This is a genomic window from Achromobacter sp. MYb9 (assembly GCF_002975275.1).
GTDB lineage: Bacteria > Pseudomonadota > Gammaproteobacteria > Burkholderiales > Burkholderiaceae_B > Achromobacter.
Window position 1 is genome coordinate 1 of sequence record NZ_PCOQ01000008.1, and the last position, 12,068, is coordinate 12,068.

Below are 12,068 nucleotides of genomic sequence, written 5' to 3' on the forward strand. Positions count from 1 at the left end.
GCGGTGGGCATTCGGTGGGCGTAATTCTTCGGTTCGTTGTCTTAGGGGACGAGCGACAGGCCTATGCGGAATTGCGATTCGTTGCGCTGGTTGTAGCCCAGCAGCGTTTCGCCGTAGCCGTTGAAGTATTGCAGGTGCAGATAACCGTTCATGTTCAGCCACGTGCGCTGCAACGGCCAGGCGAAGTCCAGCTGGGTGGTGCGGCGCTTCTGGTCGCCCTGGCGGTACATCGCCGAGACGACGGCGCCGTTGTCTTGGGCCCAGCGCAGTTGCCAGTCGACGTGTCCTGCGTAGTCGGCGTAGTCGCGGTTTTCGTCCGCGACGCCAAAGTAGGCTTTGACCTTGGGGGCAAAGGTCAGCGTGCTGCCACCGTCGAAGCGGTAGTGGAAGCGCGGCTCGATGTAGCCGTCGTTGACCGAGCGGGAATCTTCGCCGTCCTTACCGTTGGAGCTGTGTTCAACGCCGGTGTTCATGCCGAAGCGCCAGTTCTGGTTGGCGGACTGCCACATGTTGTCCGACAGCCAGAAGGCGCTGGGGTTGAAGGTGGTGTCGATGAAGGGCATGGAGTCGCCCTGCAAGTCCCACAGCGAGGTCTGGGTGTAGGCCAGGTAGAAGTTTTCGCCCCAGGTCGCAGGACGGTCGCCGTGGGGGCTGAAGAGGCGATACTTGGCGCTGATCTGGAAGCGCGCGGTGGTTTGGCCGCGGGTGCCGATGTCGAAGTAGACCGGCTTGTATTCCGAGATCGAGCTGCGGAAACGGTCGAACGCCGTTTGCGGCTGCACGCTGGGCACGACGGCGGCGTCAGGAGCGGGGCCGCCTTCGGGCGATGCGCCCACGGCGGTGACGGCGGCGACCGGCACGGGCTGGCCGCTGCGGGCGTCCACCACCGGGCCTTGGGCGGGCGTGCTGGCAACGGTGCCGCTTTCACGGCCGGTGGTGTCCAGCGCCATCATCGACGGCTGTCCCTCGATGGAGACGGCTTGCAGGCCGCGTGCCGTGCTGGGCACGACGGCGGTCCACGCCATGCGCGCGAAGTTATTGACGGGCACGCTGTAGCTGGCGCGGTCGCCGGCAAGCTTGGCCAGGCTGCGCACGATCTGGCCGTCCTGGCCGCGCCACTGCAGCACAAGTTCGGGCGGTGCTTGCCAGTTGGCGCGCGCGCTGTCTTCGTTGAAGAACACGGCCTCGATGGTGACGGTTTCGCCGGGGGCGGCGGACGGCCGGTCCAGGCGGTACGACACGCCTGCGGCGGCGGAACCTGCCGCGCCCAAGGCGAGAGCGCCGGCAAGGGTGCGCAGGGCAAGGGAGAAGCGTGTGTGACGGCGTCGGGACATGGCGTGCGATGGTTTTTTTTTGTGACGAGGCAATGTAGCATCGCACGCCGAAACTGTTTGTAAGGCAGGCTTATCGGATGTAGGGCGTGTAATAAACAGGTGTTACTCAGGATGTCTGCGGGCAGACGGACACGTCCCACGAGACAAGGCCCCGCGCATTGTCGACAGTGCGCGGGGCCTTGCGTTTCAAGCTTTTTGCGGGCTTATTCGCCGAACTTGATGCCCTGAGCCAGCGGCAGGTTGCGCGAATAGTTGATGGTGTTGGTCGCGCGGCGCATGTAGTTGCGCCAGGCGTCCGAACCCGATTCGCGGCCGCCGCCGGTTTCCTTTTCGCCGCCGAAGGCGCCGCCGATTTCGGCGCCGGACGTGCCGATGTTGACGTTGGCGATGCCGCAGTCCGAACCCGCGGCGGACAGGAAGGTTTCGGCTTCGCGCAGGTCATTGGTGAAGATTGCGGACGACAGGCCTTGCGGCACCCCGTTCTGCAGCGCCAGCGCATCGCCGAATTCCTGGTAGCGCATCACGTACAGGATGGGCGCGAAGGTCTCGTGGCAAACCACGTCGGTCTGCCCGGGCATTTCGGCGATCGCCGGGCGCACGTACCAGGCGTTCGGGTATTCGTCGGCCAGCACGCGTTCGCCGCCGGTGACCTTGCCGCCTTGCTCGCGCGCGGCCTTCAGGGCGTCTTGCATGGCGTCGAACGACACACGGTCGATCAGCGGCCCGACCAGGTTGCCGCTGTCCAGCGGGTTGCCGATCGGCGCGCTGGCGTAAGCCTTGTGCAGGCGCTGCACCAGCGCGTCGGCCACGCTTTCGTGGACGATCAGCCGGCGCGTGGTGGTGCAGCGCTGGCCGGCGGTGCCGATGGCGCCGAATACGATGCCGCGCGCGGCCATGTCCAGGTCGGCCGTGGGACCGACGATGATGGCGTTGTTGCCGCCCAATTCCAGCAGCACGCGGCCGAAGCGTTGCGCCACGCGCGGGCCCACCTGGCGGCCCATGCGGGTCGAACCCGTGGCCGACACCAGCGCCACGGTGTGCGAATCCACCAGCGCTTCACCGACTTCGCGGCCACCGATCAGCACTTCGGACAGGCCGGCGGGCGCGTCACCGAAACGCTGCATGGCCTGCGCGAAAAGGGCTTGGCAGGCCAGGGCGGTCAACGGCGTTTTTTCGGACGGCTTCCAGACCACGGCGTTGCCGCACACGATTGCCAGCGCCGCGTTCCACGACCACACGGCCACCGGGAAGTTGAAGGCGCTGATGACGCCGATGACGCCCAGCGGGTGCCACGTTTCCATCATGCGGTGGCCGGGGCGCTCGGAGGCGATGGTCAGGCCGTACAACTGGCGCGACAGACCCACGGCGAAATCGCAGATGTCGATCATTTCCTGCACTTCGCCTTCGCCTTCGGCCACGATCTTGCCCGCTTCCAGGCTGACCAGACGGCCCAGCGCCGTCTTGTTTTCGCGCAGCGTTTCGCCCAGCAGACGGATGAGTTCCCCCCGGCGCGGCGCCGGCACGTCGCGCCAGGCCAGGCTGGCCTGGCGGGCGCGGGTGATGGCCGAATGGGCCTGTGCCACCGTATGTTCATGCACCTGGGCCAGTTCGGCGCCGTCGATCGGGCTGCGGGCGGTCAGCGTGCCGCCGGTAAGCGCGGCCGGATTCAGGCCGAGCGCGCGCAGGATGTCTTGGGGGGTGTCCATGCCGGTTCCTTGGATTGCCAGCGAAGCCCATGTCTTCGCTTAAGGGTTATGCCTAAGTGGCGATTCTGGAAAAAAATTTACTATACGAAACTCCAGCGTGAATTGCGAAACTTTTTTTCTTAACCGGCTTAAGCGCCGCTTCCCCCGGGGAGGCCGCTCCGGGGCCGGTTGGGAAACCTCTTTCGGGGTGCATCAGTGGCAGACGCTTTACTTGATGTCCAAGCCGTCACCAAGACCTTCCAGCGGGAGGGCCAGCCGCCGCATCTGGCATTGGACGGGGTCGATTGCCAACTGAACCGCGGCGAGGTCATGGTGGTGGTCGGGCCGTCTGGCTCGGGAAAGAGCACCTTGCTGCGCACCCTGAATGGTCTGGAAAGCATCGACAGCGGCACGATCCGCGTGGACGGCGTGTCATTGACGGACCCCGACACCGACGTCAACCGCTGGCGCACTGAAGTCGGCATGGTGTTCCAGCACTTCAACCTGTTCCAACACCGTACTGCGCTGGACAACGTCGCGCTACCCCAACGGGTCGTCCGCGGCCGCAGCCGCGCCGACGCCGAACGCTATGCCCGCGACCTGCTGGGCCGCGTGGGGATGGGCGATTTCGGCCAACGCTACCCCAGCCAGTTGTCCGGCGGCCAGCAGCAGCGCGTGGCGATCGCCCGCGCGCTGGCCATGGACCCCAAGTTGATGCTGTTCGACGAAGCCACGTCCGCGCTGGACCCGGAAACCGTCGGCGGCATCCTGGAATTGATGCGCGGTCTGGCTCGCGACGGCATGACCATGGCGGTCGTCACTCATGAAATGGGGTTTGCGCGCGACGTCGGCGACCGGGCCTTGTTCATGGATGCGGGCCGCATTGTGGAAACGGGCACGCCCGACGAGGTGTTCTGCCACCCGAAGGAGGCGCGTACCCGCGCCTTCCTGGAAAAGATTTTGTAGTCCAAGCGAGGCCGCTCCGGCTGATCCGGGCGCTGCCGGCCTTGCGGCAACACAACGTGCTTTGCCCGGAATGACAAGGTTTCATCCACCTCTAGGGGACATTCAAATGCTGAAAATCAAACAATGGCTGGGCGTGGCCGGTGTCGCGCTGGCGGCCGCCACCGTGGCGTTGCCCGCGCAGGCCGACGAACTGGGCGACATCATCAAGCGCGGCGAATTGCGCGTGGCGGTCCAGACATCCGGGCCCCTGATGAGCTTCATGGACAAGACGGGCAAGCGCACGGGCCTGGCGGTGGAAGTCGCCAAGCGCATGGCCGACGACCTGGGCGTGAAATTGGTGCTGCAAGACTATGAATGGAAGGGCCTGTTGCCGGCGTTGCTGTCGGGCAAAGCCGATATGGTCGCCGCCGACATGACGCCCACGCCGCAGCGCGCAGCCCAGGTGCTGTTCTCGGCCCCGATGTTCTACGCCGAAACCGTGGCCGTGGTGCCCAAGGATTCCCCGTACAAGTCGTACGAGGAACTGGACAAGGCCGGTGTCAACGTCGGCGTGCTGGGTGCCAGCACCTACGCCGAAGTGGGCAAGAAGATGCTGCCCAAGGCCACCATGAAAGAGTTCTCGGGGGGCAGCGCGCCGGTTGGGCAGGCCTTGTCCAGCGGCCGCCTGGACGCCGGCATCATGTCCATGTCCACCGCCAACCAGTTTCTGGTCGACTTCGGCAACCTGCGCGTGCTGGACGGCGTGATGGTGCGTGAGCCCCTGGCCTTTGCCGTCGGTCCCAACGCCTTCCGCCTGAAGTTCTGGCTGGACAACTGGCAAACCCTGAAGACCGCCGACAACACGCTGCCCGAGCAGGTGAAGTACTGGTACTCCACCGACTGGAAGAAAGACCATTAATCGCTAGAACCGCTACGGGGAGACCGGACCGCCCATGGACTGGCTGATCGATTACTACAACTGGCGCATCGTCAGCCAGTACGCGGACCAATTCGCGACAGGCCTGGCCAACACTCTGATCGCCGCGGGCGCAAGCCTTGTGCTGTCGGTGTTGGCGGGCGTGCCCCTGGCGCTTTTGCACATGTCGTCCAGAGCCGCCGTTTGGCGCCCCGTGGCCGCGTACGTGCAGTTCATCCGCTCCACGCCCCTGCTGGTGCAGATCTACCTGGTCTATTACGCCGTGCCCATGCTGGTGCCGGGCGCCAAGGGCTGGAGCGAGATGGTGCTGGGCATCCTGGCGATGACCTTGCACCACGCCGCCTACATGAGCGAGATCATCCGCGTGGGCATCGAGTCCGTGCCGCGCGGCCAGGTGGAAGGCGCCAAGGCGTGCGGCATGAATTATCAGCAGCGGCTGCGCTACGTGGTGCTGCCGCAGGCGTTCGTCAACACGCTGCCGCCCCTGTTGGGCCAGACCGCCGTGTTGATCAAGGACACCTCGCTGCTGTCGTTGATCACGGTGTTTGAACTGGTCGCGGCCGGCGTGCAGATGAATAGCGACCGCATCGTGCCCAATGAAAGCTTCCTGACCATCGCCGCTGGCTATCTGCTGATCTACGGCGTCATGCTGTTGTTGTCCCGGGGCGTCAGCCTCTGGCTGGCGGGTCCGGCCTGGAACGCGAGGTAAGCATGCTGGATTCCTATCTTTCCACCGCTGGCGTCGTGCTGCCCTTCCTGCTGAAGGGCTTTTGGGAAACGCTGAAGATCTCGTTCGTGGCCATCATCGCGGGCTCGTTGCTGGGGTTTGTGATCGGCGTGATCCGCAGCTACCGCATCCGCGGCATCCACCAACTGTTGGGCCTGTATATCCATGTCCTGCGCGGCACGCCGTTCCTGGTGCAGCTCTACATCTTCTATTTCGTGTTGCCCAGCTCGGGGATCGAACTGCTGCATTGGGACTCGGCCACCGCGGCGTTTGTGTCGCTGTCCGTCTATACGTCCTGCTATGTCGCCGAAATCGTCATGGGCGCCATCCAGTCGGTGCCGCGCGGCCAGACCGAAGGCGCGATGACTCTCGGCCTGCGTCCCCTGCAAATCCTGCGGCTGGTCGTCCTGCCGCAAGCCATGCGGCTGATCGTGCAGCCAATGAGCGGCGTCTACGTCATGCTGATTAAAAGCACCGCCATCCTGTCGGTGGTCGGCATTACCGAACTGACCCGGCAAGGCGAGGTGTTCATCATCACCTTTCCCGCCAAGTCGCTGTTTATCTACGGCATGATCGCCGCCATCTATTTCATCTACTGCTACCCGTTGCTGCGCCTGGCCAACTGGCTGGAAAAGCGCCTGACGGGCGGATTGCAGGGCGCAAGCCTGCACTGACACGGACTCCCACCGGCATGGCCTCCGAGTACATCGACACCTATTACAAGCGCACGCTCTCCGACAGCGCCACCTACTACCCGCCGCTGGCGGGCGCATGCAGCACCGACGTCTGCGTGGTGGGCGGCGGTCTCGCCGGCCTGTCCACCGCACTGGAACTTGCCCGCCGCGGCCGTAGCGTCACCCTGCTGGAAGGCCGGCGCATCGCCTGGGGCGCGTCGGGACGCAACGGCGGATCGGTGTCGCCCGCCTTCTCGGCCGGCGCCGACGCCATCAAACGGCACGTCGACGAAGACCACTACCGGCAGCTCTATCGCTTGTCGATGGAGGGCGTGGAAATCATCCGCGACAATATCCGCAACCTGGCCATCGCCGACGCGCACAAGGTTGACGGACGCTTGCGCGTGGTGCGCTACGAAGCGACCGATGTACTGAACCAGTGGTGCGACGCCCAGCGCCGCGACTTCGGCCGCGACGTGCGCTTCCTGACACGCAGCCAGGTGCGCGAACGCCTGGTGTCGGATGTCTATCACCAGGGCGTCGAAGACCCCGCTTCGTTTCACTTCCACCCGTTGAACTATGCCCGGGCGCTGGCTCGCGAATGCGCCCGGCTGGGCGTGCGCGTCCATGAAGATTCCGCCGTGACCGCCGCCACGCTGAACGGCGCGGTCAAGCACTTGCAGACCGCCCTGGGGCAGGTCGACGCCCGCGCCGTGGTGCTGGCCACCGGCGGCTACACGGGCGACGTCGTGCCGGCGCTGCGCCGGGCCATGCTGCCCATCGCCACCTACATCATGCTGACCGAACCCTTGGGCGACCGGGTGCACGAAGCCATCCGCAGCACGGCGGCCATCGGCGACGACCGGCGCGCCGGCAACTATTACCGGGTACTGGATGGCGGCCGCATCGGCTGGGGCAGTAGAATCACCACCCGTGTCGACGACCCGCCGGATCTGGCCGAGTCCCTGCGCCGAGAATTGCTGTCCGTCTACCCTCAATTGCAGGGGGTGCGCGTCGAGACCGCATGGTCGGGGCGCATGGCCTACGCCCGCCACCTGATGCCGCAGATCGGCCTGCTGGCGCAGGACGTGTGGTATTGCACGGCGTTCGGCGGCCACGGCATGAATACCACCTCGATCGGCGGGCGCGTCGTCGCCGAAGGGATCACGGGCGACACCCAGCGCTACAAGCTGTTCCAACCTTTCGGGCTGGCATGGAACGGCGGCGGGCTGGGCACGGCGGCGGTTCAACTGACCTATTGGTCTTACCAGGCGCGCGACTGGTGGCGGGAGCGCACAACGCGGGCATGAGAAGGTACACAGGATGCAAGGCAACAAACAGAGCGCACTGGCACAACGGCTGCGAGCCCTGCGCCAGGCGCGCGATTGGACTCTGAAGCAGGCGGCGGCCGCCACCGGCGTCGCCGCGTCCACGCTGTCCAAGATCGAAAACAGCCTGCTGTCGCCCACCTATGACAACCTGATCAAGATCGCCGCCGGCCTGGACCTGGACGTGGCCGAACTCTTCACCGCCTCCGACGCCCACATGGGTACCGGCCGCCGCAGCCTCAGCCGCCAGGGCGAAGGGCGCCAGTACGAAACACCGTATTACGACCACCGGCTGCTGTGCACCGCCCTGTCGCACAAGCGCATGATGCCGTTCCACACCCGCGTCAAGGCACGCGCTTTCGACGATTTCCAGGACTGGAGCCGCCATGGCGGCGAAGAATTCGTCTACGTGCTGGAAGGCGAGGTGCAGCTGTACACCGAGTTCTATGAACCGGCCCGGCTGAAGGCCGGCGAAAGCTTCTATATCGACAGCCGCATGGGGCACCGGGTGATCAGCCTGAGCGAAAACGACGCCATCGTGCTGTGGGTGTCCACCCACGCGGATATCGAAGAAGAATAGGGCGGTACTGCGCCCGCCCACCTTTTTCCGCAACAAGGTAAAATGCGGCGCCCGGACATCTTCCGGGACGTCAACAAACTGCGCGGCAGTAGCTCAGCTGGATAGAGCACGGGCCTTCTAAGCCCGGGGTCGGGGGTTCGAGCCCCTCCTGCCGCGCCAGAACATCTAGTAAATACAAGGCTTTACGTGGGTTTTGAATTCGCTAGCAGGTTAATCATTAGAATAAAAATGCCTGCGTTAGAATTTTACTCAGTTGCCGTAGCCCGTTTCACCAGCCGCCTATCGTAGTGTTTGTGGGTTGTGGACGGGTCAGCATGAGCAGCGAAATCGTAGGCGTCATGGTCCCGATTCGCGATCTTCTTGGTAATGGCTGCCGGACGAATATCTTGTAGGTTGAAGTACTGGGGATGGGCTGTAAGGGTCTTCTCTTTCACTTCCTCATCAAGCGTCAGTATCCAGGCCAATTGGGCATCCTTCCAACTGGAGGCCCATCCGTGCCGTGTGTATGCCTCTGACCTTTTTGTGGGCGCGAATAGATACGGACTGGCGTTTTCTCGGTCCAGAGCGCGAGCGACGACAACACGAAGCCGCGTCGACCATTCGGTTGGATGGCCTTAGCGCGGTGGGCCTCAAAAACGGCTTGCCACGGCCACCGAAGGATTGGGCGGTAGTGGTGTATACCGCCGCCCATCTCTTCGTAGCTGCGGACGCAAGCGCCACATCCTTGGAGCTTGTTTCGGCGCGCTGCGCTTTCCTCGACGCGAACGCCTTGCCATGACCAGATTTGGCGGCCGGTCGTGTCGCGAAGCTCCAGCAGGTGTTCGGTGATCGGAAGGATCTTCAGTTCATGGGTGCAGAACTGCGCCATACGGCTGGGAAAGCGGGCCTTGATGATGCACAGGTCAAGGAATGGAATTCCGGTAGGACCTCGGTTGAATACGCGCAATGCGCGTTGCACGACCTCTAGGGCGACGCCTTTTGTGGGCCACACATCACGAACATAGTCGCGGCGAGGCCACCAGAGGTCCGTGAAATCTCTGCGCACCCACTTGATCGGTAGATCTACGGCTGCTTCCAGATACCGCACATATTCGTAGGTTAGCTCATGCTCGTTGCCGGTGTCGGCAAAGACGGCCCGCACGTTGTCGTGTCCGTGTAGTTCCAGCGCAAGCAACAGGGTGGCAGTGCTGTCCTTGCCGCCCGAGATCGAAACGACGTGCAACGGTTCCATCACGCCTCCTTCCGCTGGGACTGCTCGGCGGTTTCGATCAGCGCGTGGACTTCAGCGACAGAATCGCGCACCGAATGGGTGGTGCCGTCCTCGGTGCGGATGTTGGCCTTGTTGCCGCCGTAGCTGGATCGAGCCGTTGCGACGGAGACGATGAACTCGGGGTTGAGGACAAGCGGATATCTAACGGGCGGCTGCGCTCCGCGCTGATCCAGCGGCTGCTGGGCGCGAAGGCTACGCTGGCTGAGCTAGCGGAAAGATACGACGTCGACGAAAAAACGGCGGGCGCACACAGTGCCAAACTGAAGCGCTGGTTGTTCGGAGGGCCGGCTATGCAAATGGGATTGCATCCTGAGGCAATCCGGGAAATTGCCGACCGCTTCAAGACCTGCGGGTGGATAGCCCGGGAGCCAGGTGCGCATCTAGGCTAGCCCTTACCCCGAATAAAAATGTAACGTGTGGAAGAACTTTGTCAATAATAAGTGTTCGATCTTCCTGTCATTTGCATTAATCTTAATTACTGTTTCAATTGGTTATGAGGTAGCAGGTGCTCCTTGTGCCTGTGCCCGCGCGTGGGCGCCTCCTTCACCGCCCTGATAAGACACGGCCTAAGGAACATCAATGGCGAATATTTCTGTCGATTTGAGAGATACAAACGTAACAATCGATGCGACCAGTGCGGATGGTGTGGAAAACAGCGCGCTTGTGATCCTGGGGCCTAATACGTTGACTGTGGATGGCGTCAACCTCTCCGCTTCAGTTCCGCTCTTTACGTTTCCGTCAACAGGTGCGACTGTGATCGTCACTAATGGCGCCAATCTTCAAGCGTCAGATCTACTGTTCGCGGTCGCCGATGCTTCCTCAATACCAGGCAAGCTCCTGATTGACGGCAACTCTTCGGCTACCGTCAATCAGTTTGGCACTGTGCCTTCGGGCGGTGTCGTAAATCTGAACGTGGAGTTCAGCGGCGACGGAGATGGCAGCTTCACATATGTCAACTCCGTCGTTTCGGGCCCTGTGACGATAAGCGGGATGAGTGCAGGAGATTCCGTCCATGTGCCTGGTGGGATTTTGACGGCGTTTAACTACGATGCGGCATCCGGAACTGGCTCCGCCCTCTTCGCGAGCGGTGCCATGCCGGTAGTGATGTCGATTACGAACATGGCTCCGGAGATAGGAGCAATCATTGCTGCGGATCCGCAAAGTTATTTCAGCAACGGTACCTTTGTGATGCCAGTCTGTTTCCTAAAAGGTACGCTTGTGCGCACCCCAGATGGTGAGGTCCCCATTGAGTCCTTACAGCCTGGCGATCAGGTCCTCGGGCTTTCGGGAACGCGCCACGTGAAATGGGTAGGCTGGCGCAAGTATCGTGTCGCGCTGTTGCGTTCTGACAGCGAGCGTGCGGCGACGTGGCCAATTAGGATTCGGCAGCACGCCTTTGGTCACAATCTGCCAGAATCCGATTTGTGGGTTTCACCCTGGCATCATCTCTTGTTGGATGGCGTGTTGGTGCGCGCGAAGTGTCTTGTCAATGGGAGCACTATCGTTCAAGAAGCGCGTGTGGGGTGGATCGAGTACTACCACGTAGAATTGGATCAGTTCGACGTTGTCTTGACCCACGGGGTGTATTCCGAATCGTGGGCCGACGGAGGCAATCGCGATTTTTTCCAGAATGCGCCTGTCGCCGAACTTCGCCCGCAGGACCGTAAACGTCGCTTGGCCGAACGGCCCGGTTTTACAGTACTGCGCGACCCCGGCAGAGAAGCGGCATTGCGGGAGAAATACGCCGCTCGGGCCGTGAATATTTCATCCCTTGAACCGCACAAAGCCGCGGTCAACGGCTAGATGGGCTGGTAGTTGGATAACAAATTTCTGTTGACCATGGGAATTTTTTCCCCCAGAATACGTTCCTAACAGATAAGGTGAATTACTGCGCCCAAACAAAACCCGCCAGCGAAAGCAGCGGGTTTTTCGTTTATGGTCGAGATGCTTATTTTTCTCGACGTTTCCAGGACTTGGCGGCTTCAGCAAGAAAATCGCGAGCTGAGAGAAGCACGGGGTCTCCAGGTTTAAAAGTAATGTCGATCATATAGTCGTTGTAGTCGTTGTCATGTTCCCGGTGACGAGCGTCGTCATACCCTAGCAGCACATGGTTTTCGGACGATTCCCAGATTTTTTCCGCCGAAGTGCCCCAGGCGCTTCTTGTGTATAGGTACTGCGCCGAAATGCTGACCATTGAGTCTTGGTCATACGTATGTGTTGGCAACACAAACGACGACTGATTCCAAAAGTTCTCGCTCCTATGATGCAAAAGCAGACGTGGGGGATTCTCCGCGCTCCAGATTTCGAAAACGGCGGCTTGCGTGTAGTTTGCTTGCGCATTGGTGGAGATCTGCATGTGCATCTTTTTCGGCAGAATAAAATTCGCCATTTTGATTCTCCTTGATAAAGAACGCGGGCCTTCTCGGGATGTGTCGCAATGTCCGAGGCTGTTCTGGGCTTAGTGAGCGTAGTCGACGGGACTCTCCTGTTATATGCGTAAATACCCACCGAAGCGGATCTACTAGTAGGCTTGGCCCGCTCATGAAGAAAGTGCCCCGATACGGATGCTCCGGTCGGGGCTTTTGCTT

General features: G+C 62.1%; 12 protein-coding genes and 1 tRNA gene. 9 read left to right on the forward strand and 4 right to left on the reverse strand.

Features of this window, described 5'->3' with window-relative positions:
• Positions 1-41: 41 nt before the first annotated feature.
• Both CQ050_RS13555 and CQ050_RS13560 read right to left on the reverse strand, forming a co-directional pair.
• Positions 42-1,334: a phospholipase A gene (locus CQ050_RS13555; protein WP_105557362.1), complete on the reverse strand. Its 1,293-nt coding sequence runs from the start codon at positions 1,332-1,334 to the stop codon at positions 42-44.
• 203 nt (positions 1,335-1,537) lie between these two features.
• Entirely contained in the window at positions 1,538-3,040 is a 1,503-nt protein-coding gene (locus CQ050_RS13560; protein WP_105557363.1) for an aldehyde dehydrogenase family protein, read from the reverse strand.
• 195 nt (positions 3,041-3,235) lie between these two features.
• Here CQ050_RS13560 and CQ050_RS13565 point away from each other — a divergent pair, with 195 nt between their 5' ends.
• The 7 genes from CQ050_RS13565 to CQ050_RS13595 all read left to right on the forward strand — a co-directional run bounded on the left by CQ050_RS13565 (position 3,236) and on the right by CQ050_RS13595 (position 8,369).
• On the forward strand, positions 3,236-3,985 hold the full coding sequence (locus tag CQ050_RS13565; protein ID WP_105557364.1) for an amino acid ABC transporter ATP-binding protein: 750 nt from the start codon (positions 3,236-3,238) through the stop codon (positions 3,983-3,985).
• A gap of 106 nt (positions 3,986-4,091) precedes the next feature.
• Positions 4,092-4,883: an ABC transporter substrate-binding protein gene (locus CQ050_RS13570; RefSeq protein ID WP_105557365.1), complete on the forward strand. Its 792-nt coding sequence runs from the start codon at positions 4,092-4,094 to the stop codon at positions 4,881-4,883.
• 34 nt (positions 4,884-4,917) lie between these two features.
• A complete protein-coding gene (locus CQ050_RS13575) occupies positions 4,918-5,610 on the forward strand; it encodes an amino acid ABC transporter permease (protein ID WP_105557366.1) in 693 nt (230 codons plus the stop codon).
• A gap of 2 nt (positions 5,611-5,612) precedes the next feature.
• Positions 5,613-6,302 (forward strand): amino acid ABC transporter permease, encoded by a 690-nt coding sequence (locus tag CQ050_RS13580; RefSeq protein ID WP_105557367.1) that lies wholly within the window; start codon positions 5,613-5,615, stop codon positions 6,300-6,302.
• A gap of 17 nt (positions 6,303-6,319) precedes the next feature.
• Positions 6,320-7,612, forward strand: coding sequence for an FAD-binding oxidoreductase (locus tag CQ050_RS13585; RefSeq protein WP_105557368.1), 1,293 nt, complete (start codon positions 6,320-6,322; stop codon positions 7,610-7,612).
• Positions 7,613-7,625: 13 nt separating this feature from the next.
• Positions 7,626-8,210 (forward strand): helix-turn-helix domain-containing protein, encoded by a 585-nt coding sequence (locus CQ050_RS13590; protein WP_105557369.1) that lies wholly within the window; start codon positions 7,626-7,628, stop codon positions 8,208-8,210.
• A gap of 82 nt (positions 8,211-8,292) precedes the next feature.
• A tRNA-Arg gene (locus CQ050_RS13595) sits at positions 8,293-8,369 on the forward strand.
• Between the two features lie 289 nt (positions 8,370-8,658).
• Here the strand turns inward: CQ050_RS13595 and CQ050_RS13600 are convergent.
• The gene (locus CQ050_RS13600) at positions 8,659-9,441 is read right to left on the reverse strand and encodes a phosphoadenosine phosphosulfate reductase family protein (protein WP_105557370.1); all 783 of its coding nucleotides are present in this window, start codon (positions 9,439-9,441) and stop codon (positions 8,659-8,661) included.
• A 44-nt stretch (positions 9,442-9,485) separates the two neighbouring features.
• Between CQ050_RS13600 and CQ050_RS13605 the strand changes: the two genes are divergently transcribed.
• Together CQ050_RS13605 and CQ050_RS13610 are read left to right on the forward strand one after the other, a co-directional pair.
• Positions 9,486-9,869 (forward strand): hypothetical protein, encoded by a 384-nt coding sequence (locus CQ050_RS13605; RefSeq protein WP_146121026.1) that lies wholly within the window; start codon positions 9,486-9,488, stop codon positions 9,867-9,869.
• 190 nt (positions 9,870-10,059) lie between these two features.
• Positions 10,060-11,283, forward strand: coding sequence for a Hint domain-containing protein (locus CQ050_RS13610; protein WP_105557372.1), 1,224 nt, complete (start codon positions 10,060-10,062; stop codon positions 11,281-11,283).
• Between the two features lie 145 nt (positions 11,284-11,428).
• Here CQ050_RS13610 and CQ050_RS13615 read toward each other — a convergent pair whose 3' ends face one another.
• Entirely contained in the window at positions 11,429-11,869 is a 441-nt protein-coding gene (locus CQ050_RS13615; RefSeq protein ID WP_105557373.1) for a hypothetical protein, read from the reverse strand.
• Between the last annotated feature and the right edge of the window lie 199 nt (positions 11,870-12,068).

Coding starts and splice junctions, on each gene's coding strand:
- CQ050_RS13600 (WP_105557370.1), bottom strand. CDS start 9,441: ATGGAACCGTTGCACGTCGTTTCGATCTCGGGCGGCAAGGACAGCACT.
- CQ050_RS13580 (WP_105557367.1), top strand. CDS start 5,613: ATGCTGGATTCCTATCTTTCCACCGCTGGCGTCGTGCTGCCCTTCCTG.
- CQ050_RS13570 (WP_105557365.1), top strand. CDS start 4,092: ATGCTGAAAATCAAACAATGGCTGGGCGTGGCCGGTGTCGCGCTGGCG.
- CQ050_RS13610 (WP_105557372.1), top strand. CDS start 10,060: ATGGCGAATATTTCTGTCGATTTGAGAGATACAAACGTAACAATCGAT.
- CQ050_RS13560 (WP_105557363.1), bottom strand. CDS start 3,040: ATGGACACCCCCCAAGACATCCTGCGCGCGCTCGGCCTGAATCCGGCC.
- CQ050_RS13585 (WP_105557368.1), top strand. CDS start 6,320: ATGGCCTCCGAGTACATCGACACCTATTACAAGCGCACGCTCTCCGAC.
- CQ050_RS13555 (WP_105557362.1), bottom strand. CDS start 1,334: ATGTCCCGACGCCGTCACACACGCTTCTCCCTTGCCCTGCGCACCCTT.
- CQ050_RS13590 (WP_105557369.1), top strand. CDS start 7,626: ATGCAAGGCAACAAACAGAGCGCACTGGCACAACGGCTGCGAGCCCTG.
- CQ050_RS13575 (WP_105557366.1), top strand. CDS start 4,918: ATGGACTGGCTGATCGATTACTACAACTGGCGCATCGTCAGCCAGTAC.
- CQ050_RS13615 (WP_105557373.1), bottom strand. CDS start 11,869: ATGGCGAATTTTATTCTGCCGAAAAAGATGCACATGCAGATCTCCACC.